General features: G+C 64.5%; 17 protein-coding genes. 7 read left to right on the forward strand and 10 right to left on the reverse strand.

Translation table 11 applies throughout. The annotated features are described in order from the left end of the window. Nucleotides 1–23: 23 nt before the first annotated feature. Both FA90_RS26455 and FA90_RS12600 read right to left on the reverse strand, forming a co-directional pair. On the reverse strand, nt 24–596 hold the full coding sequence (locus FA90_RS26455) for a hypothetical protein (protein ID WP_156116692.1): 573 nt from the start codon (nt 594–596) through the stop codon (nt 24–26). Nucleotides 597–631: 35 nt separating this feature from the next. Beyond that, nucleotides 632–1,066 (reverse strand): hypothetical protein, encoded by a 435-nt coding sequence (locus FA90_RS12600; protein WP_156116693.1) that lies wholly within the window; start codon nt 1,064–1,066, stop codon nt 632–634. Between the two features lie 560 nt (nt 1,067–1,626). Here FA90_RS12600 and FA90_RS12605 point away from each other — a divergent pair. From FA90_RS12605 to FA90_RS12625, 5 genes are all read left to right on the forward strand, one after another. Next, nucleotides 1,627–2,238, forward strand: a complete 612-nt coding sequence (locus tag FA90_RS12605; RefSeq protein ID WP_156116694.1) for a hypothetical protein — start codon at nt 1,627–1,629, stop codon at nt 2,236–2,238. A 54-nt stretch (nt 2,239–2,292) separates the two neighbouring features. Beyond that, nucleotides 2,293–2,682 (forward strand): NAD(P)/FAD-dependent oxidoreductase, encoded by a 390-nt coding sequence (locus tag FA90_RS12610; protein ID WP_051971746.1) that lies wholly within the window; start codon nt 2,293–2,295, stop codon nt 2,680–2,682. Between the two features lie 186 nt (nt 2,683–2,868). Further along, on the forward strand, nt 2,869–5,307 hold the full coding sequence (locus FA90_RS12615) for a TonB-dependent siderophore receptor (protein ID WP_051971747.1): 2,439 nt from the start codon (nt 2,869–2,871) through the stop codon (nt 5,305–5,307). A gap of 206 nt (nt 5,308–5,513) precedes the next feature. Further along, nucleotides 5,514–6,476, forward strand: a complete 963-nt coding sequence (locus FA90_RS12620; protein ID WP_373994638.1) for a glycosyltransferase family 2 protein — start codon at nt 5,514–5,516, stop codon at nt 6,474–6,476. Continuing rightward, entirely contained in the window at nt 6,469–8,106 is a 1,638-nt protein-coding gene (locus FA90_RS12625; protein ID WP_036169191.1) for a hypothetical protein, read from the forward strand. The genes FA90_RS12620 and FA90_RS12625 overlap by 8 nt, the downstream gene beginning before the upstream one ends. Here the strand turns inward: FA90_RS12625 and FA90_RS12630 are convergent. Genes FA90_RS12630 through FA90_RS12645 form a run of 4 tightly spaced genes read right to left on the reverse strand, consistent with a single transcriptional unit; the run spans nt 8,036 to nt 11,860 of the window. Beyond that, a complete protein-coding gene (locus tag FA90_RS12630; protein WP_036169193.1) occupies nt 8,036–8,425 on the reverse strand; it encodes a cytochrome o ubiquinol/quinol oxidase subunit IV in 390 nt (129 codons plus the stop codon). The genes FA90_RS12625 and FA90_RS12630 overlap by 71 nt on opposite strands. Further along, nucleotides 8,422–9,051 carry a cytochrome c oxidase subunit 3 gene (locus tag FA90_RS12635; RefSeq protein WP_051971749.1) on the reverse strand — a complete coding sequence of 210 codons (630 nt, stop codon included), beginning with the start codon at nt 9,049–9,051 and terminating at the stop codon, nt 8,422–8,424. The genes FA90_RS12630 and FA90_RS12635 overlap by 4 nt, the downstream gene beginning before the upstream one ends. After that, nucleotides 9,048–11,036: a cytochrome o ubiquinol oxidase subunit I gene (cyoB, locus tag FA90_RS12640; protein WP_051971750.1), complete on the reverse strand. Its 1,989-nt coding sequence runs from the start codon at nt 11,034–11,036 to the stop codon at nt 9,048–9,050. The genes FA90_RS12635 and cyoB overlap by 4 nt, the downstream gene beginning before the upstream one ends. An 11-nt stretch (nt 11,037–11,047) precedes the next feature. Next, nucleotides 11,048–11,860 carry a COX aromatic rich motif-containing protein gene (locus tag FA90_RS12645; protein ID WP_036169195.1) on the reverse strand — a complete coding sequence of 271 codons (813 nt, stop codon included), beginning with the start codon at nt 11,858–11,860 and terminating at the stop codon, nt 11,048–11,050. 259 nt (nt 11,861–12,119) lie between these two features. Here FA90_RS12645 and FA90_RS12650 point away from each other — a divergent pair, with 259 nt between their 5' ends. Then, nucleotides 12,120–12,395: a hypothetical protein gene (locus tag FA90_RS12650; protein ID WP_156116696.1), complete on the forward strand. Its 276-nt coding sequence runs from the start codon at nt 12,120–12,122 to the stop codon at nt 12,393–12,395. 36 nt (nt 12,396–12,431) lie between these two features. Here the strand turns inward: FA90_RS12650 and FA90_RS12655 are convergent, their stop codons facing one another. From FA90_RS12655 to FA90_RS12670, 4 genes are all read right to left on the reverse strand, one after another. After that, complete coding sequence (locus FA90_RS12655; protein ID WP_036169197.1) at nt 12,432–13,787, reverse strand: ATP-binding protein; 1,356 nt, start codon at nt 13,785–13,787, stop codon at nt 12,432–12,434. After that, nucleotides 13,784–14,446, reverse strand: a complete 663-nt coding sequence (locus FA90_RS12660) for a response regulator transcription factor (protein WP_036169199.1) — start codon at nt 14,444–14,446, stop codon at nt 13,784–13,786. The genes FA90_RS12655 and FA90_RS12660 overlap by 4 nt, the downstream gene beginning before the upstream one ends. Before the next feature lie 83 nt (nt 14,447–14,529). Beyond that, a complete protein-coding gene (locus FA90_RS12665) occupies nt 14,530–16,074 on the reverse strand; it encodes a Do family serine endopeptidase (RefSeq protein ID WP_036169202.1) in 1,545 nt (514 codons plus the stop codon). Nucleotides 16,075–16,295: 221 nt separating this feature from the next. Continuing rightward, complete coding sequence (locus tag FA90_RS12670) at nt 16,296–16,772, reverse strand: Hsp20 family protein (protein ID WP_036169204.1); 477 nt, start codon at nt 16,770–16,772, stop codon at nt 16,296–16,298. Between the two features lie 229 nt (nt 16,773–17,001). Here FA90_RS12670 and FA90_RS12680 point away from each other — a divergent pair, with 229 nt between their 5' ends. Beyond that, nucleotides 17,002–18,933 carry a M61 family metallopeptidase gene (locus FA90_RS12680; protein WP_036169210.1) on the forward strand — a complete coding sequence of 644 codons (1,932 nt, stop codon included), beginning with the start codon at nt 17,002–17,004 and terminating at the stop codon, nt 18,931–18,933. Nucleotides 18,934–18,945: the final 12 nt, after the last annotated feature.

The following is an 18,945-nucleotide window of genomic DNA, read 5'->3' on the forward strand; positions in this document are numbered from 1 at the left end:
TTAGATCCGAAGTCGGGTCCAGGTTAGCGACCACATAAAGGAAAATTTAGGGGCTGTGTTGGAGGTTTAAGAGCCAAGAGTTCATCCTTTTTGCCATACAAATAAACACATCCGTCTGGCTCTAACTGGGCCTTTACCATACGTTTAAAGTAAGGCCCGAAGCCCTTTCCATAAATATATTCCTCCAGAACATCTACGCGCTCATGACTCAAAGTTGACTGCGATGTGCGGATCGAAAAATGCGTGTCTAAGAGATGCGTTATCTCGAAACTAGAGTTGGGAGCAACGTCTACTTCGACGATTCTATGTTGGTCATCTCTATAGGTAACAACCACGTTGTGGCTCATTCCGTTTGCAAAGACAACAATCGTAGGCGTTGAGCAACCTGCAAAAATGAACGCCGAAAGGACGCTTCCAAGCACGACCAGTAGTGTTGGTGCAAGCCGAATTTGCGAACGCCAGTACATAAGCCCCTTACTCATCCGTTTGGCATCGCACCCATGCTTGAAGTAAGCGACAATATCGGCTCTTGGCCGTTTGCGGCCGGTCGAGCCAGCGTAACATGTTGCCGAGCCGAGAAATCCTCGCAGTGTCATAGCAGGCTGCTGCGGGCCCGGAGCCACCGTTCAACCTATTTGTTGAAGATCGCATCGTACTTTGCTTGCTCCCAAGGGTTGGCAAACGGCGAGGTGGCTACTACAGCCTTGGAGTAGCCGAGTCTTTCTGCTGTGGACGTGAAAGCCAACGGCTGTCCATAACGTAAAAGTGCGATGGAATTTCCGTCTCGCGACCACTTAAATTCGAATTCAACTTTCGCTGGATCTTGTATGACAGCGATGGGACTTGTGATATCAATGGTTAACAAGGGCGTAGATTTAGCCTCGTTGATGCTCCTCCACTCAGCTTGGCTGATCGGTGGAACTCTCATGTAAAGAATGACGTCTCGCTCGATCTGCATGCTTGATGAAGCGGTGAGGTAGAGGTACGCCACCTGCCCATCGTCTTCCATGATAGCCGTACGGCCCGACGCTTCATTTTTTGAATTGAGAAACATTTGGTCAGCCACGGTTGTGGTCGAGAAGATCAATAGACCCAGCGTTGCGACGCTTCGTATGACCAGATAGGTTGATATCAACAATGAGCCTCGTGCACACAATTTCCTGTCGAAGTTACCTGCTTCATCCGCGGCAGCTAATGCATAGGATGCAGCTATACATTGAATGTATGCGCCTAGCCGGTAGCAGACGGTCGAGCCAGCATAACATGTTGCCGAGCCGACAAACTCGGCGTGTCACGCGAGGCTGCTTCCGACCCCAAACCGGACGCTCTTTGTCAGCGGCTGAAGCGAATACTATGAGCAATTGTCATTGCAGTCAAAATAAGGCAGATGCTCAGGTCAGCATAGCATTTTGCCTAAGCGAAAAACTCACTAACGATCACGAGTCCAGAAATCGACTTATGGGAGGCATGGTGGTTCAGTGTCCTGTTGCTGGGTGGACAAGCGCTCTAGGTATTGCAACGCCTGGGCAAATCCTTGCTCCCCCGAATTCGATGTTTTTTTGCTATGATGAGTGATCGACATGCCTTTCGGTCACCATGCCCCTCGCTACTCACCCTGATCGACGTTTGAGAGACCGACGCACCGATGGCGTCACCGCAAAAATCCTGCGCACGGTGTTTGCCATGCGGCGCGGCTTCGGCAACGCCGCGGCGAAGAATCTACTCATGCGCAACGGCCTCGACGAGGAGCTGATCGAACGCGTACTGGCCATCCCCGAAGACCGTCGCAGGCTGCCTCGCCGCACCGATGAAGCCCCGTCCGCGCCCGTGGATCGGCGCGAAACGGCGCACGTCGACGAAGACGAGGCCGTCACCCTCGACGCGGCCGGCATGGCGATCCTGCACCGCCTGCGCTTCGAGGCCGACACCGGCATGCATCGCATGACGAGCGCCGAGTGTCCCCCCGAATTGAAGCGCTTTGCCATGATTGGATTGGACGAGGACGGCAAGCCGGTGATCACCGCAAAGGGAAGGCAAGCGCTCAAGCATTTCGCCTGCGTGCGCGCGCTCAACAGCATTCAATGTGGCCTGGATGCGATTCCGATGAGCGAGGAGATACGCACCTGGCTGGAATCGAATCTGTTTTTGCAGCGTGTCGGTAACGACTACCGGGTGACCGAGCTTGGCAATGGCTGGCTAGAGTTCAACCGGTCGATTTCGCAGAAGCGGGCGTCATAAAGCCCTCCGAGGGCGATTTTTTCCCACGGTACAGACATCGTCTAGAATGACTGGATGATGCCAAATAGCAATTCTATCGAGATTGGAATCGTTGGCGCGGGCACGGCCGGCCTGGCTGCCGCCATTGCGCTGGCGCGTATCGGGCATCGCGTCACGGTGTTCGAAAAGCACCCCGCCATGGCGCCACTCGGCGCCGGCGTGCTGATACAACCTCAAGGCGTCGCCGCCCTTGACCTGCTGGGTGTCGGCAGCGCCTTCCGTGACGCCAGTGTTCCCGTGACGGGCCTGCTCGGCACCTGTCATCGTGACTGGACGCTTGCCGATATCCGGTATGACGACACACCGGCGCGTGGCGTAAGCCGCCTGGCGCTATCGCAGGTGCTGCTCGACGCCGCCCTTCCCCTTGGTGTCGACATCAGGTTCGGCAGCTCAGCAAGACGCTGACCCCATGTTTTCAAGCCCGCGGCGGGGGACTGTGGCGGGATGTGCTGTTTGCCGCGGGTATCCACATCCCTGGCATCAAGAAGCTGATGTATCGAAGCATTGCAGAACCGGCGAAGCGCAGCGCCAGCCCGGGCATGTTGTAGTTACGCCACGCCGAATTTGTTGCATCAAGGGAAATTGATTAGCATGCGCTTTTGCCTGGAGCGCATCACCTTGAAACTGAACCCGATTTACCGGTCCATCCTGCTCGGCCTGTACGGCGGCACGGTACTGGCCGCCCTCGCCCCCGCCGCCCTGGCGCAGACCGCCGCATCGGCAACCCCAAGCGCATCGACCACGGCCGACAACGGCATCCAAAGCGTCAGCATCGTCGGCTCGCGCCGCGTGGGCAACACCTCGGCGACCGACACCGTGGTTCCGGTCGACACGATCCCGATGACCAAGGTAGCGGAGCAAAGTGGCCAATTCGATTTGGCGCAGGTGCTGGCCAACGTCTCGCCCTCGTTCAACTCGACGCGCCAGACCGGCGCCGACGGCGCCGACCTGATCGACTCGGCGGCCCTGCGCGGCCTCGGTTCGGACCAGACCCTGGTGCTGGTCAACGGCAAGCGCCGCCACACGGTCGCGCTGGTCAACCTGTTCGGCGCGCGTAACCGCGGCAACACCGGCACCGACATGAACGCGATCCCGGTCCTGGCCATCCAGAACGTCCAGGTGCTGCGCGACGGCGCCGCCGCCCAGTACGGTTCGGATGCGATCGCCGGCGTGATCGACGTCGAACTGAAGAAGAGCCTGGGCTGCGAATCGGTGGCCGGCTTCGGCGAATACTCCAGGCACGACGGCAAGAACTGGCTGGCGTCGGCGTATTGCGGCGTCGCGTTAGGAGGCGGCGTGCTCGGCATCACCGGTGAATACTACGACCGCGGCCGCTCCAACCGCGCCGACCCGGACAGCCCGCGCATCATCGGCGACACCAAGTCCAAAAACCAGACGGTCTACCTCAACGGCGAATTCCCGCTCGGCCCCGGCAAGCTGTACCTGACCGCCGGCGCCCAGCAGCGCGACGCGTCCTCGGCCGCCTGGGCGCGCGGCGGCGTCGGCAGCGACGACATCCCTTCGCGCAATTCGGCCGCGATGTACCCGGACGGCTTCGTCCCCTTCATCAACGGCGACATCGACGACCGCTACGGCACCATCGGCTACCGCACCCGCATCGGCGAATGGGCCAGCGACTTCTCGCAGACCTACGGCTACAACCGCATGCGCTACGACATCAGCCACACGCTGAACGCGTCGATCGCCAACCTCGACCTGCTGCAAGGCGGCCAGGGCGTCAGCCAGGACAACTTCCGTGCCGGCGGCTTCGCGTTCCGCCAGCTGACGTCCAACGCCGACTTCAGCCGCTACTACGACGGCGTGCTGGGCAACGGCCTGAACACCGCCTTCGGTTTCGAGTACCGCGCCGAGAACTACCAGATCTTCGCCGGCGAACCGAACTCGTACATCGACGCCGACGGCATCGGTTTCGGGGGCAACCCCGGCAGCCAGGGTTTCCCGGGCTTCCAGCCGGCCGACGCCACCGACAAGAACCGCCACAGCGCCGCCGCCTATCTCGACCTGGAAGCGGACCTGACCGACCGCGCCAAGCTGCAGGGCGCCGTGCGCCACGAGCGCTACTCGGACTTCGGCTCGACCACGACCTGGAAACTGGCCGGCTCGTACAAGCTCACCAACGACTTCCTGCTGCGCGCATCAAGCAGCACGGGCTTTCGCGCGCCGTCGCTGCAGCAGGTGTATTTCTCGTCGACCTTCACCGACTTCGTCGCCGGCGTGCCGACCGACGTGAAGCTGGCGCCGAACGGCGGCGCGGTCGCCAACGCGGCCGGCATCCCCAAGCTGCACGAAGAGAAATCGAAGAGCTACACGCTGGGCGCGACCTGGACCCCGACCCGCAACCTGTCGTTCACCGCCGACCTGTACCACATCGAGATCGACGGCCGCATCGTGCTGTCGGGCCGCTTCGACGCCGACAACTATCCGGCGCTGGGCGCGACCCTGCAATCGCTGGGCGTGGACCAGGCGCAGTTCTTCGTCAACTCGGTCGACACCCGCACCCAGGGCCTGGACCTGACCGCCTCGCACAAGATGGACCTGGGCGGCGGCAAGCTGAACACTTACCTGGCCATGAACTTCAGCAAGACCGACGTCACAGCGGTGCATGCCCCGTCCTCGCTGGCAGGCTATGAAGACGTGCTGCTGTCCGAGCGCGAGCGCCTGTTCATCGAACAGGGCGGCCCGCGCAGCAAGGCGACGCTCGACTTCGACTACACGCTCGGCCGGCTCGAGACCGACTTCCGCATCATCCACTACGGTCCGCAGACGCTGGGCACCTTCGACGGTCCGCCGGTCCCGGACCAGCACTATGAAGCGAAGACCTCGGCCGACCTGTCGTTCACCTGGGCTTTCACCGACAGGACGAAGCTGACCGTGGGCGGCACCAACATCTTCAACGTGCACCCGACCACGCAGGATCCGAACGAGACCGACAACGGCTTCAAGTACGAGAGCGTGCAGTTCGGCCTGAACGGCGCGGCCTACTTTGCGCGCTTGTCGCACAAGTTTTGAGGCACAAGTCCTGACCGTTTTCGTTCCGACTTGAAGCATTGACGGCGCCCATATCGGCGCCGTTTTCGTTTTCGGGCACTTGGACGATATGCTATGTTGGGTCTCGCTGCTGCATGAGGTCTCTCATGAAGCGACCTGGTTCATCATCGGAGACCACGATGAGCTTACCGAACGACACCCTTGCTTCCGACAAGTTTGTCGGCACCCTGCCCGGCGCGGATACCCTTCCCTTGCTTTCCCTGCTCGTCCCCTTCTACAACGAGCAGGCGATGATCGGACATTTCTTCGAGCGTGTGATTGCCACACTCGAACGCATCGCGGGCATCCGCTTCGAAATACTGTGCGTCAACGACGGCAGCCAGGACGGCACGCTCGACGGCCTGGTCGCCGCCAGCCAGCGCGATGCGCGCGTGCGCGTGATCGACCTGACCCGCAACTTCGGCAAGGAGGCCGCGCTGACGGCCGCGATCTTCGAAGCGCGCGGCGACCTGATCGTGCCTTTCGACGCCGACCTGCAGGATCCGCCCGAAGTCATCGCCCAGCTGGTCGACAAGTGGCGCGAAGGCTACGAGGTGGTGCTGGCCCGGCGCGCCAGCCGCGCCGCCGATTCCCTGATCAAGCGCTGGACCGCCCTGTCCTTCTACCGCGTCCACAACAGGATCGCCGACGTGAGCATCCCGGAAAACGTCGGCGATTTTCGTTTGTTCACGCGCGGCGTGGCCGACTCGCTCAAGGCTTTGCCGGAATCGTGCCGCTTCATGAAAGGCCTGTTCGCCTGGGTCGGCTTCCGGACCGCCGTGGTCGAGTACCGGCGCGAAGCGCGCACGGCCGGGACATCGAAATTCTCGGGCTGGAAGCTGTGGAACTTCGCGCTGGAAGGCATCACCAGCTTCAGCACGCTGCCGCTGCGGGTGTGGACCTATCTCGGCGTATCGGTGGCGGTGTTCGCGCTGATGCGCGCGCTCTGGCTGGTCGTGCGCACGCTGCTGTACGGCGTCGACGTGCCCGGCTACGCCTCGCTGGCTACGGCGATCCTGCTGCTGGGCGGGATCCAGCTGATCGGCATCGGCGTGCTCGGCGAGTACATCGGGCGCATCTATCTCGAATCGAAGGGGCGCCCGATCTACCTGGTGCGGCGGCGTTTCGAGCGGACGGCGCCCCATGCTTGACGATGCCTCGACCGGTCGATGGGGATTCGATGCCGGCGGCGCGGCGGCGCGCCTGCGTGCGCTGCTGCAAACGCGCTTCTGGCTGGCGTGCGCGCTGCTCGGCGCGCTGGCGCTGCTGCTGCGCCTGCCCACGCTGTCGAGCCGCTCGCTGTGGCTCGACGAAACCTACAGCGCCTGGTTCGCCAGCCTGCCGCTGCGCGAACTCTCGACCCGCGCGCCGCTGTACGAGACCCATCCGCCGCTGTACTACGCGCTGCTCAAGGGCTGGAGCGTTCTGGCCGGACGCGGCGAGGCCGGCCTGCGCAGCCTGTCGGTGCTGGCCAGCGTGCTGACCGTGCTGGCGCTTCCCGCGCTCGCGCGCGTGGCGCGCCTGGGCGCGTTTGCCGAGCGGATCGCCCTGCTGGCCGGGATGCTGCTGGCGGTCAACGCCGCCAGCATCGCCTTTGCGCAGCAGGCCAGGCCGTATGCGCTGCAGGCGCTGGCGGGGGCGTTGGCGGTGTTTTGCGCGGCGATGCTGGTGCGGGTGCTGGCCGCGCCTGCGTCTGCACGCGCGTCCGCGCACGCTACCGCGCGCGCATGGCCGTGGGCGCTCGGCCTGGCCTTGGCGGCCGGCCTGACCCTGTGGCTGCACAATACGGGCGTGTTCGCCGCGCTCGGCATCTTCACCGGCATGACGCTCGGCCTGTGCCTGGCCACGCCGGGACCGCGCCGCCCGCAGGCGCTGGCGGTGGGTGCGGCGGGCCTGGGGGCGCTGCTGGTCTGGTCGCCGTTCATGCCGATGCTGTTCAAACAGAGCGCGGCGATGTCGCATCTGGCGTACTGGATCCGCTTCGCGCCGCGCGACGTCAAGTCCGCCTGGACCGTGGTCGCCGGCGCGCCGCCGCTGCATTATCCGGTCGCGCTGCTGGTGCTGACCGGCTTCATGTGGCTGTGGCGGCGTTCCCGTGCGCATTTCTGGCTGATGCTGTGCACGATGGCGTTGCCGGTGCTGGCGCTGGCCGGCTACAGCTGGCTGGTCAAGCCGGTGTTCCTGTCGCGCCTGTTCCTGTGGCTCGGACCGGCCGGCATGGTGCTGACCGCGCTCGGCGTCGCGGCGCTGCCCGCGCGCCTGCGCGCGCCCGCGGTGGCGGCGCTGCTGGCGCTGTCGGCGATCGCGGTGCAGGGCTTCTACCGCTCCCGGACCGAAGGCTGGCGCGACCTCTTGCAAGGATTCGCGCGCGACAGCCGCCCGGGCGACCTGGTGCTGGCCCTGCCCAACGAAGTGCAGATGCCGGTGGCCTACTACCTGCCGCACGGCCCCGCCGTCATCTACCTGCCCGGCGCCTTCCCGGCGATGGGGCTGGCGCGCCGCTACGTCTCGAACCCGGGCGCCCCGGCCATCGCACCGGAGGACAGCGCGCGCCTGCGCCTGCTCTTGCCCGGCCATGCGCGCGTCTGGCTGATCGAGCGCCACGCCGAGCTGTACGACCCCGATGGCCTGGTGATGCGCGAGCTGGGGCGGCGCTACCGGCTGACGCGGCGCATCGAAGGGGATGGGGCCAATATATGGCTGTTCGAGGTCACGGCGACATCGTCGTCGGATGCGGATCGATGGGCATGTCGTTCATGCGCGCATCCAGGCTGTGCATGATGATCATCGATCCGAAGATCACCAGTGCGACCACGAACACGCCGAACGCGAGCGCCATGATGTTGTTGGTGCCCTCGGGTCCGCTGGTGACGTGCAGGAACAGCAGCAGGTGCACGCCCATCTGCGCGATCGCCAGCGCGGCCAGCAGGACCGGCACGCCGCCCGGCCAGACGGCGCCGGTGCTTGAAACCCAGAACGACACCCCGGTCAGGATGATCGAGAACACCAGGCCGCCGGTGTATTTCAGCAGGTTGGTGCGCAGGTCGGAGGAGGCACCGGGCTGCTCGTCGTGGCGGCTTTCTTGCACTTCCGCTTTCATGTGAATGCTCCCAGATAGACCACGGTGAAGACGCCGACCCATACGATGTCGAGCGCATGCCAGAACAGGCTGAAGCACAGCAGGCGCCGCACCACCTTGGGCGTGAAGCCGAGCGTGGCGATCTGTCCCAGCATGACCACCAGCCAGAACATGCCGCACGCCACGTGCAGCCCGTGCAAGCCCACCAACGCGAAGAAGCCGGACAGGAAGGCGCTGCGATCGGGGCCGGCGCCATCGCCGATCATGTGCGCGAATTCGGACAGTTCCAGCACCATGAAAGTGGCGCCGAGCACCAGGGTCGCCGCGGCGGCGATGTAGGTGACCATCTTGTTGCGGTGTTCCATACCCAGGCCCAGCAGCGCGCACGAGAAGCTGGAAAACAGCAGGCAGCCCGTCTCGATCAGCACGTTGCCGCGGTCGAACAGGTCGCGCCCGGACGGCCCGCCGGCGGTGTGGTCGCGCAGGACCACGAAGGCGGCGAAAAAGGCGGCGAACATGACGATGTCGCTGAGCAGGAACAGCCACATGCCATAGGTGACGGTCACGCGCGTGGGCGCCGGTCCGCGTTGGGAGCGCGGCACCGGCCGCTCGATCGTCTGCATCGGTTCCTTCATCACGGCGCTCATGCGGCCTCCTGGGCGTGCGTCTCGTAGTGCGCAGCGTAGAAACCCGCCACGGCGTCGCCCTCGATCTCGGTTTCATCGACCCGCCGCCAGGCAAACAGCAATGCCGCGGCGACGATGCCGAGCAGGCTGGCGATCGCCATCCACCAGATGTGCCAGACCATGGCGAAACCGAAGCCGACCGCGAAGAAGGCGACGAAGAAGCCGGTGCCGGTGCGTTCGGGGACCTCGACGGCGGACGGCGCCGGCAACTCGGGCAGGCCCGGCGCCGGCAAGCCGGCGCGCTTGGTTTCCCAGAACGTGTCGAGACCGTCCACCTTGACCGGCGTGGCGAAGTTGAACGGCGGCGGCGGCGATGGCGTGGCCCACTCGAGCGAACGGCCGTCCCACGGGTCGCCGGTCAGGTCGCGCCGCTCCTCGCGCGTGCGGATGCTGACGGTCAGCTGGACGATCGTGCAGCCGATGCCGGCCAGGATGCACAGCGCGCCGCCCAGCGCGACGATCATCAGCGGCTGCCAGTTGGCCTCCGAGTAATGCTGCATGCGGCGCGTCGCGCCCATCAGGCCGAGCAGGTACAGCGGCATGAACGCCAGGTAAAAGCCGACCAGCCAGCACCAGAACGTGGCGCGGCCCCAGCCTTCGTGCAGTTTGAAGCCGAAGGCCTTGGGGAACCAGTAGTTGTAGCCGGCATAGGCGCCGAAGATCACCCCGCCGATGATCACGTTGTGGAAGTGCGCCACCAGGAACAGGCTGTTGTGGGTGATGAAGTCCACCGGCGGGATCGCCAGCAGGACGCCGGTCATGCCGCCGATGATGAAGGTGACCATGAAGCCGAGCGCCCACATCAGCGGCACCGAGAAGCGGATCGAGCCGCCGTACAGCGTCCACAGCCAGTTGAACACCTTCACCCCGGTCGGCACCGCGATGATCATGGTCATGACGCCGAAGAAGCCGTTGACGTCGGCGCTGGCGCCCATCGTGAAGAAGTGGTGCAGCCAGACCATGAACGACAGCACGCAGATGGCCAGCGCGGCCGCGGCCATCGAGCGGTAGGCAAAGATCCCCTTGCCGGAAAACGTGGCGATCACTTCGCTGAACACGCCGAAGGCCGGCAGGATCAGGATGTACACCTCGGGGTGGCCCCAGGCCCAGATCAGGTTCACGTACATCATCGCGTTGCCGCCGAAGTCGTTGGTGAAGAAATGGAAACCGAGGTAGCGGTCGAGCGTCAGCATGGCGAGCGTCGCGGTCAGGATCGGGAACGCCGCGATGATCAGCAGGTTGGCCGTCAGCGCGGTCCAGCAGAAGATCGGCATGCGCATGTAGCCCATGCCCACCGTGCGCATCTTGAGGATGGTGGCGGTCAGGTTGATCCCCGACAGCAGCGTGCCGACGCCGGCGATCTGGATCGACCACAGGTAGTAATCGACCCCGACGCCGGGCGAATAGGCCAGCTCGGACAAGGGCGGGTAGACCAGCCAGCCGGTCTTGGCGAATTCACCGATCACCAGCGACACATTGAGCAGCAGGACGCCCGATGCCGTGAGCCAGAAGCTGACCGAATTGAGGGTCGGAAAGGCGACGTCGCGCGCGCCGATCTGCAGCGGCACGACGAAGTTCATCAGGCCGACCATGAAGGTCATCCCGACGAAGAAGATCATGATGGTGCCGTGCGCGGAAAAGATCTGGTTGTAGTGCTCGGGCGGCAGGAAACCCTGGTGGGCGCCGACCGCGATCGCCTGCTGCGAGCGCATCATGAGCGCATCGACGAAACCGCGCATCAGCATCACCAGCGCCAGCAGCACGTACATCACGCCGATGCGTTTGTGGTCGACGCTGGTGATCCATTCTTTCCAGAGGTAGGTCCACCAGCCGCGCTTGGTGATCCAGGCGGCGACGCCGAGCATCATGAGCGCGACGATGCCGGCGGCGACGAGTGGGATGGGTTGGTCGGTCGGGATCGCAGACCAATCTAATTTGCCTAGCATGGGAACCGCTTTCAATGAGAGGACGAAGATCCGGGCGACATCGACGCGGCCAGGATGGTGTTGAACAGGTGCGGCTCGGCCAGCCGGTATTCGCGCGCGGGGCTGGTCCCGGGCTTGGCCAGCGCGGCGTAGCCGGCGGCGTCCAGGCTGGCGCCGCGCGCGCGCGCGCGCGCCAGCCAGGCGTCGTAGTCGGACGGCGCGACGGCGTCGACGTCGAAGCGCATGTCGGAAAAGCCGTCGCCGCTGAACTGGACCGAGCGGCCGGGGAAGGTGCCGGGATGGTCGGCCTGCAGATACAGCGTGGTCGTCATCCCCGCCATCGTGTAGATCTGGCTGCCCAATTGCGGCACGAAGAAGCTGTTCATGACCGTGCTCGAGGTCAGCTGCAGGTGCAGCACGCGTCCGGCCGGCACGACCAGGTGGTTGACGGCGGCGACACCCGCGCCCGGGTAGATGAACAGCCATTTCCAGTCGAGCGACACGACCTGGATCTCGAGCGGCTCGGCTTGCGCCGACTGCGCCGGCAGCGGCTTGGCGGGGTCGAGCGCATGCGCCGCCACCCATCCCATCCCGCCCAGGAACAGGATGATCATCAGCGGCACCATCCAGTTGACGACTTCGAGCCCACCGGAATAATTCCAGTCGAGCTTGCGCTTGGCGCGTTTGTTGCCGGCCCTGAACCACCATGCGAACACCAGCGTCAAGATGATGATCGGAACGATCAATGCCAGCATGACCAGGGTGGCGTTTTGCAGGAGCAGGTATTCGTTGGCGGCGACCGGTCCACGCGGATCGAGGACGCCGGCGGTCAAGGAGGGACTCATGTACGGTCTTTACGGCATGGTTGTTTGATATCCCTAGTATAAAATGCCAACCTCCCCGATTCGTTTCAGTTTGCCGATTATCTTGGGCCAAATATGAATAAATCGCGGCCTCTGCTTCGTAATATTTCCCCTCAGGATCAGGAAATATCTTTGGGCAATATCGCACCCGTGTGAGAACGCGCTTGCGTAGGTACGCGTTTCGTGGCAACACGGGTTTCATCTGCCGGATCTATTCCGACCCGAGGCGATATTTTGCAACTTGAATCTGCCTGATATGAATGGCCATGAGTTGGCCCGTTTCATCGGCGCGTCGATTTCAAATTACAGCCCGTTTATTTTCTCGATCGGAAAGAAAATGAAATGCGCCAGAGATGACAACATCGACGACCTTCTGTTTTACGAGTATTTCCAGAAGCCGCTGAAACTGAAAAACGTGATCGGCTTTCTGAAATACATGCCGCTGCAGAGGTCGTCGGCGGTTTCCGAGAGCCTGAAACTGAAGAATACAGTGCGAAAACGGATCGACGATCGATGAAAGCCTTACCGAGGGCGGTGCGTTGGGCCGCCATACTCAAGCTGGAAACGTCACCCTCGCCTCCAACCCGCCCAGCATTGCCGACTGTCCCAGCGCCAGCACCGCCCCATGCCGCTCGGCGATCGCCTTGATGATGGCCAGGCCCAGGCCGCTGCCGGCCGCATCGCTGCCCGGCACGCGGTAAAAGCGGTCGAACACGCGCTCGCGCTCCTCCGGCGGAATGCCCGGCCCGCTGTCCTCGACCGTGACCACGATGGCACGCGCCCCAGGGTCATGCTGCACCGACACGTCGACCGTGCCGCCGCCCGGGGTGTACTTGATCGCATTGTCGACCAGGTTGCGCAGCAGGATCATGAGCGCATCCGGCTGCCCGCGCACCTCGGCGGCATCGGCGCGCTGCAGACCCAGGTCGATGTCCTTGGCCTGGGCCACGCCGACCAGGTCGGCCACCGCGCGCCGCGCGACGCCGGCCAGGTCGACGTTCTGGGGCGGCGTCCCGGTGGCCGCGCTGGCTTCCTGGCGCGCCAGCACCAGCAGTTGCTCGACCAGGCGCGTGGCGCGCTCGATGCCGGCGTTCAGGCGCGCGACCGCGACGTCCTTGGCCTCGGCGCTGTCGGAGCGCGCCAGGCTCTGCACCTGCAGTTTCAGCGCGGCCAGCGGCGTCCGCAGTTCGTGGGCGGCGTCGGCGACGAAGTTCTGCTGGGCGTCGAAGGCGGTGCGCACACGGCCGAACAGCAGGTTCAGTTCCTGCACCAGCGGACGCACCTCGTCGGGCAGGCCGGCGTCCGACACCGGCGACAGATCGTCGGCCTGGCGCGCCGCCACCTGCCTGCGCACGCGCGCGACCGGGTCGAGCGAGCGGCTCACCACCAGCCACACGACCAGCATCAGGATCGGCATCATGACGCCGATCGGGCCGATCGTGCGCAGCGCCAGGTTGCCCGCCATCGCGCGCCGCACGGCCAGGTCCTGGGCCACCTGCACGGTCTGGTTGCTGGTCTGGATCGAGAAGATGCGGTAGGTGGTGCCGTTCGCCTTGACGTTGGAAAAGCCCAGCACGGCCAGCTGCGGCAGGCGCGCGTGCGAGGCGCTGCGGAATACGCGCACGCCGTCCGGCGACCACACCTGCACCACCATGTCGTCGCTGCCGGGCACCGGCGCATCGCCGGGCGGCGCACCGTCGTCGCTGGTGGCGAGCGGCGCGCGCGAACGCAGCGACAGCGCCATCTGCTGCATGTGGTAGTCGAAGATGTCGTTGGCGTCGTTCAGCGCGGTGCGGTAGGCGATGGCCGCCTGGGCGATCGCGGCCAGGGTGATGGCGGCCAGCAGGTACCACAGCAGGCGGCCGCGCAGCGAGTGCGTCAGCTTGGCGCGGGCGTTTTTGAGACTCATATCTTGGGAACCATGTAGCCCACCCCGCGCACGTTCTGGATCAGGTCGCTGCCGAGTTTCTTGCGCAGGCCGTGGATGTAGACTTCCACCGCGTTGCTGCTCACCTCGTCGCGCCAGCTGTACAGCTTTTCCTCCAGCTGGGCGCGCGACAGCACCGCGCCCGGACGCGCGACCAGCGCTTCCAGCACGGCCCATTCGCGCGCCGACAGCACGACCGGCTGGCCGTCCACCAGCACTTCGCGCGTGGCGGGATTGATGGAGATGTTCTTGTATTCGAAAACGGGTTCGGCGCGTCCGGCGGCGCGGCGCAGCAGCGCACGGATGCGCGCCAGCATTTCGTCGAGGTCGTAGGGTTTGAGGACGTAGTCGTCGGCGCCGGCATCCAGCCCGGCGATGCGCTGGGCAACCGAGTCGCGCGCGGTGGCGACCAGCACCGGGGTGCGGTCCTTGCGCGCGCGCATCGACTTGAGCACCTCGAGCCCGTCCTTGCGCGGCAGGCCGAGGTCGAGCAGGACCAGGTCGTAGTTCTGGTTCTGCATCAGGGCCGTGTCGGCCATGTCGCCGTCCTTGACCCAATCGACGGCGTAGTGCTCGGCCCTGAGCAGGTCGAGCACCACTTCGCCGATCATCGTATCGTCTTCCACCAGCAGCAGCCGCATCCCATCCTCCGATTCAAAACGTATGCGGATGATAACCGGTTACGATGATCGCGCAGGGAGCCTGGCGCTCCCTGCGCTGCTCATCAACCGATGCGGACCGGGAAGAAGATCCGGTTGTCGCCGCGCTGGATCAGCAGCGCCACCGACTTGCTGGAGCCCTTCACCGCATCGCGCACCTGCTGCACGCTGGTGACCGGCTTGCCGTTCACCGACAGCAGCACGTCGCCCGGCTGCACGCCGACCGCTTGCGCCGGACCGGCGGCATCCTCGATCACCAGGCCGGCGGCCACGCCCAGCTGGCTGCGCTCGCTTGGATCGAGCGGACGCAGGGCCAGGCCGAGCTTGGCGCCGTTGTCGTTGCTGGCCAGGTTGTCGCGGTCGCGCGGGGCGGCCTTGTCGTTGGCGTTGCCCAGGGTCGCGCTCAAGCGCACCGGCTTGCCGTCGCGCAGAATGTCCAGGTCGACCTTGTCGCCCGGCTTGGCGATCGAAACCACGGCTTGCAGGTCGCTGCCGGTCACGACCGGCTGGCCGTTGACCTTGCGGATCACGTCGCCGGACTTGAGACCGGCACGCTCGGCCGCGCCGCCGCGTTCGACTTGCGCCACCAGCGCGCCGTCCGGCGAATCGAGCTTGAACGAATCGGCGAAGCCCTGGTCCACGTCCTGCAGGTTCACGCCCAGTTTCGCGTGCTGCACCTTGCCGGTGGTGAGGATCTCGTCCTTGATGCGCGCCGCGACTTCGATCGGGATCGCGAACGACAGGCCCTGGTAGCCGCCGGTCTCGCTGTAGATCTGCGAGTTGATGCCGACCACTTCGCCGCGCGTGTTGAACAGCGGACCGCCCGAGTTGCCCGGGTTGACGGCGACGTCGGTCTGCAGGAACTGCACGCCGTTGTTGTCGATGGTGCGACCCTTGGCGCTGACCACGCCGGCGGTCACGGTCGACTCCAGGCCGTACGGTTCGCCGATCGCCAGCACCCACTCGCCCACCTTGGTGTTGCGGGTGTTACCCAGCGGGACCGTCGGCAGGTTTTTCGCGTCGATCTTGAGCACGGCGACGTCGGTCTTGGCGTCCGAGCCCAGCACCTTGGCGCGGTATTCGCGGCGGTCCTGCAGCTTGACCATGACTTCGTCGGCGTCGCGCACCACGTGCGCATTGGTCAGGATCACGCCGTCCTGGCTGATGATGAAGCCCGAGCCGGCGCCGTGCACCACCTGGGCCGCACCGCCGCGGCCGCCGCCGCGCTGCTGCGGCTGCTGGAAGCGGCGGAAGAATTCGAAGAACGGATCGTCTTCGTCGTCGCCATTGCCGAACTGCTGCATCTGCTGCTGCTGGCGCGACATCTTCTGGGTGCCGGTGACGCGGATGTTCACCACGGCCGGGCCATTGCGCGAGACGATCTGGGTAAAGTCGGGCAGCGCCATGCTGCTCGGATTGCCGGCCACCGGGGCCGGGGCAGCGGCGACCGGCGCCGGCTGCGTCGATGCCGTCACGGCTGCTGCAGCGGCAACCGCGTTGTTGTGTTCGACTGCGACTGCGCCCACCGCTCCGCCGATGACGCCGGCCACGCACAGGGCCAGGGTGAGACGTTTTGCGGAGATGACGGTCGTTGCGCCTTGATTCTGCATGTCGTGCTCCTTGAGAGAGGGTTAGTTCATACCAAGCTTCGTTGACGATAGTGTCGCGCAACTGGCTTAGATCACCCTTAATTCTGAGGCTGCCTGGAAAGGGAATGGCTTAGAAAAGCCTTAAGCGAAATCGGGGTCCGGACGTGAAAAGAGGCGCCGGAGCGCCTCTTTTTAAGTGGTGGGCATGGGGAGCCCACCCAACAATCATGTTTCGATGTGTGTTATGCAGCGGCCTGTTGCTGTTGCGGCTGCTCGAGCACTTGCACGTTGTCGGTGTTGCCGTTGGCGTCAGCGATCGCGATCTTGCGCGGCTTGAACGCTTCCGGCACTTCGCGCACCAGTTCGATGGTCAGGATGCCGTTGTCGAAGCCGGCGCTGACGACCTTCACGTGGTTGGCCAGCTGGAAGCGCTGTTCGAAATCGCGCTGGGCGATGCCGCGGTGCAGGAAGGTGCGCTGGGCGTCGTCCTTCTGCTTGCGGCCGACGACGTGCAGGGTATCGCGTTCGGCGACGATCTCGATTTCACTGCGGGTGAAACCGGCCAGCGCCATCACGATACGGTATTTGTCTTCGGCGACCAGCTCGATGTTGTACGGCGGGTAGCTCGGCGCGGCTTCGGCGCGCTGCTCGAGCATGTTCACCAGACGATCAAAGCCGATGGCGGAACGATATAGGGGAGTCAAATCAAAAGTACGCATGGTTGTATATCCTTAAAAGTTCAAGCGATAAGTTGACGGACCTCATCGTGAGCATCCGTTGGAACCAATCTAATGCCCACCTAAGCGCTTTTCAAGTCGCACGAAATATGTTTTTTCCCGCCATCGACAAAATTTTATTTTCATTTATTTTCAGCATGTTGCTGAGTATTTTTCTTGCATAAGGCGGTGCTACACTCATTCGTTTGCTTCCTCAACAACAGCCCGAGCCATGCACGCATCCTTCGCCGTCCGCTCCACCTCCGCCCTGACCCTGGCCCTGGCGCTCGCCTTCCCGGCCTGCGCACAGTCGACCTTCACGCCCACCAACCTGCCCCCGATCCCGGCGCCGGTCGACCAGCCCTTCCCGGGCACCGTCGTGCTGAACGTCGATGCGACCGACCTGTCGCAGCAGATCTTCCGCATGCACATCTCGATGCCGGCCAAGCCGGGTCCGATGACGGTGCTGTATCCGCAATGGCTGCCGGGTAACCACAGCCCGACCGGCCCGATCACCCAGCTGGCCGGCCTGAAGTTCACGGCCGGCGGCAAGCCGGTCGAGTGGGTGCGCGACCCGGTCCAGGTGTACGCCTACCACGTCAACGTGCCGGAAGGCGCGACCACGCTGGAAGCCGACTACGTGTACCTGTCGCCGCTCGATACCAACCAGGGCCGCATCACCATGACCGACAACATCCTCGGCGTGCAATGGAACGCGGTCACGCTGTACCCGGCCGGCTACTTCGGCAGCCGCATCCCGGTCCAGGCCAACCTGCGCCTGCCCGCCGGCTGGCAGTTCGGCACCGCGCTCGAGACCGCCGAGCGCCAGGGCGACGACGTCCACTTCAAGCCGACCGACCTGAACACCCTGGTCGACTCGCCGCTGTTCGCCGGCCGTTACTTCAAGCGCTTCGACCTCGACCCGGGCGCCAAGGTGCCGGTGCACCTGGACGTGGTCGCCGACGATGCCGACAGCCTGGCCGCGACGCCGGAGCAGATCGAGATCCACCGCAAGCTGATCCAGCAAGCGTATAAACTGTATGGCTCGCATCACTACGACCACTACGACTTCCTGTTCGCGCTGTCCGACGAATTCTCCGGCATCGGCCTGGAGCACCACCAGTCGAGCGAGAACGGCGTCAAGCCGGGCTACTTCACCGAATGGGCCAAGGGCGAAGCCGGACGCGACCTGCTGGCGCACGAGTACACCCACTCGTGGGACGGCAAGTTCCGCCGTCCGGGCGGCCAGGCCGTGGCCAACTTCAACGTGCCGTTGCAGAACGAACTGCTGTACGTGTACGAAGGCCAGACCCAGTACTGGGGCAACGTGCTGGCCGCGCGTTCGGGCCTGGTGTCGCAGCAGGGTGCGAAGGATGCGCTGGCCGCCGCCGCGGCGCGCTACGACAGCGTCAAGGGCCGCGAATGGCGCGCGATGCAGGACACGGTCTACGACCCGATCCTGAATTCGCGCCGTCCGCTCGGCTGGGGCAACTACCAGCGCAGCGAAGACTACTACACCGAAGGCCAGCTGATCTGGCTCGACGCCGACACCCTGATCCGCGAACTGTCGGGCGACAAGCGTTCGCTGAACGACTTCGCCAAGGCCTTCTTCGGCATCAACGACGGCAGCCACGTGCGCGCGCCGTACACCTTCGAAGAAGTGGTGGCCACGCTCAACAAGATCCAGCCGTACGACTGGGCCGGCTTCCTGCGCAAGCGCCTGGACGGCCACGGCCCGGGCGCCCCGCTCGACGGCCTCGCGCGCGCGGGCTGGAAGCTGGTCTACACCGACACCCCGACCGACTACGTCAAGAGCATCGACGACCGCAGCAAGGCGCTCGACCTGAGCTACTCGCTGGGCTTCGCGGTCGCCTCGGGCGGCGCGATCCGCAACGTGGTCTGGGACGGCGTGGGCTTCCGCGCCGGCCTGGCCGCCAACGCCACCATCGTCGCCGTCAACAACACGGCCTACAAGCCGGAAGTGCTGAAGAAGGCGATCAAGGACGCCAAGGGCGGCACCGCGCCGATCCAGCTGCTGGTCAAGAAGGGCGACACGTTCCGCACGGTCTCGCTCGACTACCATGGCGGCCTGCGCTACCCGCGCCTGGAACGCATCCCGGGCACCAAGGATCGTCTGGAGTCGATCTACGCGGCGCTGAAGTAATCGTAAAATGAT

The organism is Massilia sp. 9096 (assembly GCF_000745265.1).
In the GTDB taxonomy this organism is placed as follows: Bacteria; Pseudomonadota; Gammaproteobacteria; order Burkholderiales; family Burkholderiaceae_D; genus Telluria.

Bases quoted from the DNA above. Each gene is read 5' to 3' on its own strand.
- FA90_RS12680 (WP_036169210.1), top strand. From the start codon at position 17,002: ATGCACGCATCCTTCGCCGTCCGCTCCACCTCCGCCCTGACCCTGGCC.
- FA90_RS12655 (WP_036169197.1), bottom strand. From the start codon at position 13,787: ATGAGTCTCAAAAACGCCCGCGCCAAGCTGACGCACTCGCTGCGCGGC.
- FA90_RS12625 (WP_036169191.1), top strand. From the start codon at position 6,469: ATGCTTGACGATGCCTCGACCGGTCGATGGGGATTCGATGCCGGCGGC.
- FA90_RS12665 (WP_036169202.1), bottom strand. From the start codon at position 16,074: ATGCAGAATCAAGGCGCAACGACCGTCATCTCCGCAAAACGTCTCACC.
- FA90_RS26455 (WP_156116692.1), bottom strand. From the start codon at position 596: ATGACACTGCGAGGATTTCTCGGCTCGGCAACATGTTACGCTGGCTCG.
- FA90_RS12645 (WP_036169195.1), bottom strand. From the start codon at position 11,860: ATGAGTCCCTCCTTGACCGCCGGCGTCCTCGATCCGCGTGGACCGGTC.
- FA90_RS12630 (WP_036169193.1), bottom strand. From the start codon at position 8,425: ATGAAAGCGGAAGTGCAAGAAAGCCGCCACGACGAGCAGCCCGGTGCC.
- FA90_RS12660 (WP_036169199.1), bottom strand. From the start codon at position 14,446: ATGCGGCTGCTGCTGGTGGAAGACGATACGATGATCGGCGAAGTGGTG.
- FA90_RS12610 (WP_051971746.1), top strand. From the start codon at position 2,293: ATGATGCCAAATAGCAATTCTATCGAGATTGGAATCGTTGGCGCGGGC.
- FA90_RS12615 (WP_051971747.1), top strand. From the start codon at position 2,869: ATGCGCTTTTGCCTGGAGCGCATCACCTTGAAACTGAACCCGATTTAC.
- cyoB (WP_051971750.1), bottom strand. From the start codon at position 11,036: ATGCTAGGCAAATTAGATTGGTCTGCGATCCCGACCGACCAACCCATC.
- FA90_RS12670 (WP_036169204.1), bottom strand. From the start codon at position 16,772: ATGCGTACTTTTGATTTGACTCCCCTATATCGTTCCGCCATCGGCTTT.
- FA90_RS12635 (WP_051971749.1), bottom strand. From the start codon at position 9,051: ATGAGCGCCGTGATGAAGGAACCGATGCAGACGATCGAGCGGCCGGTG.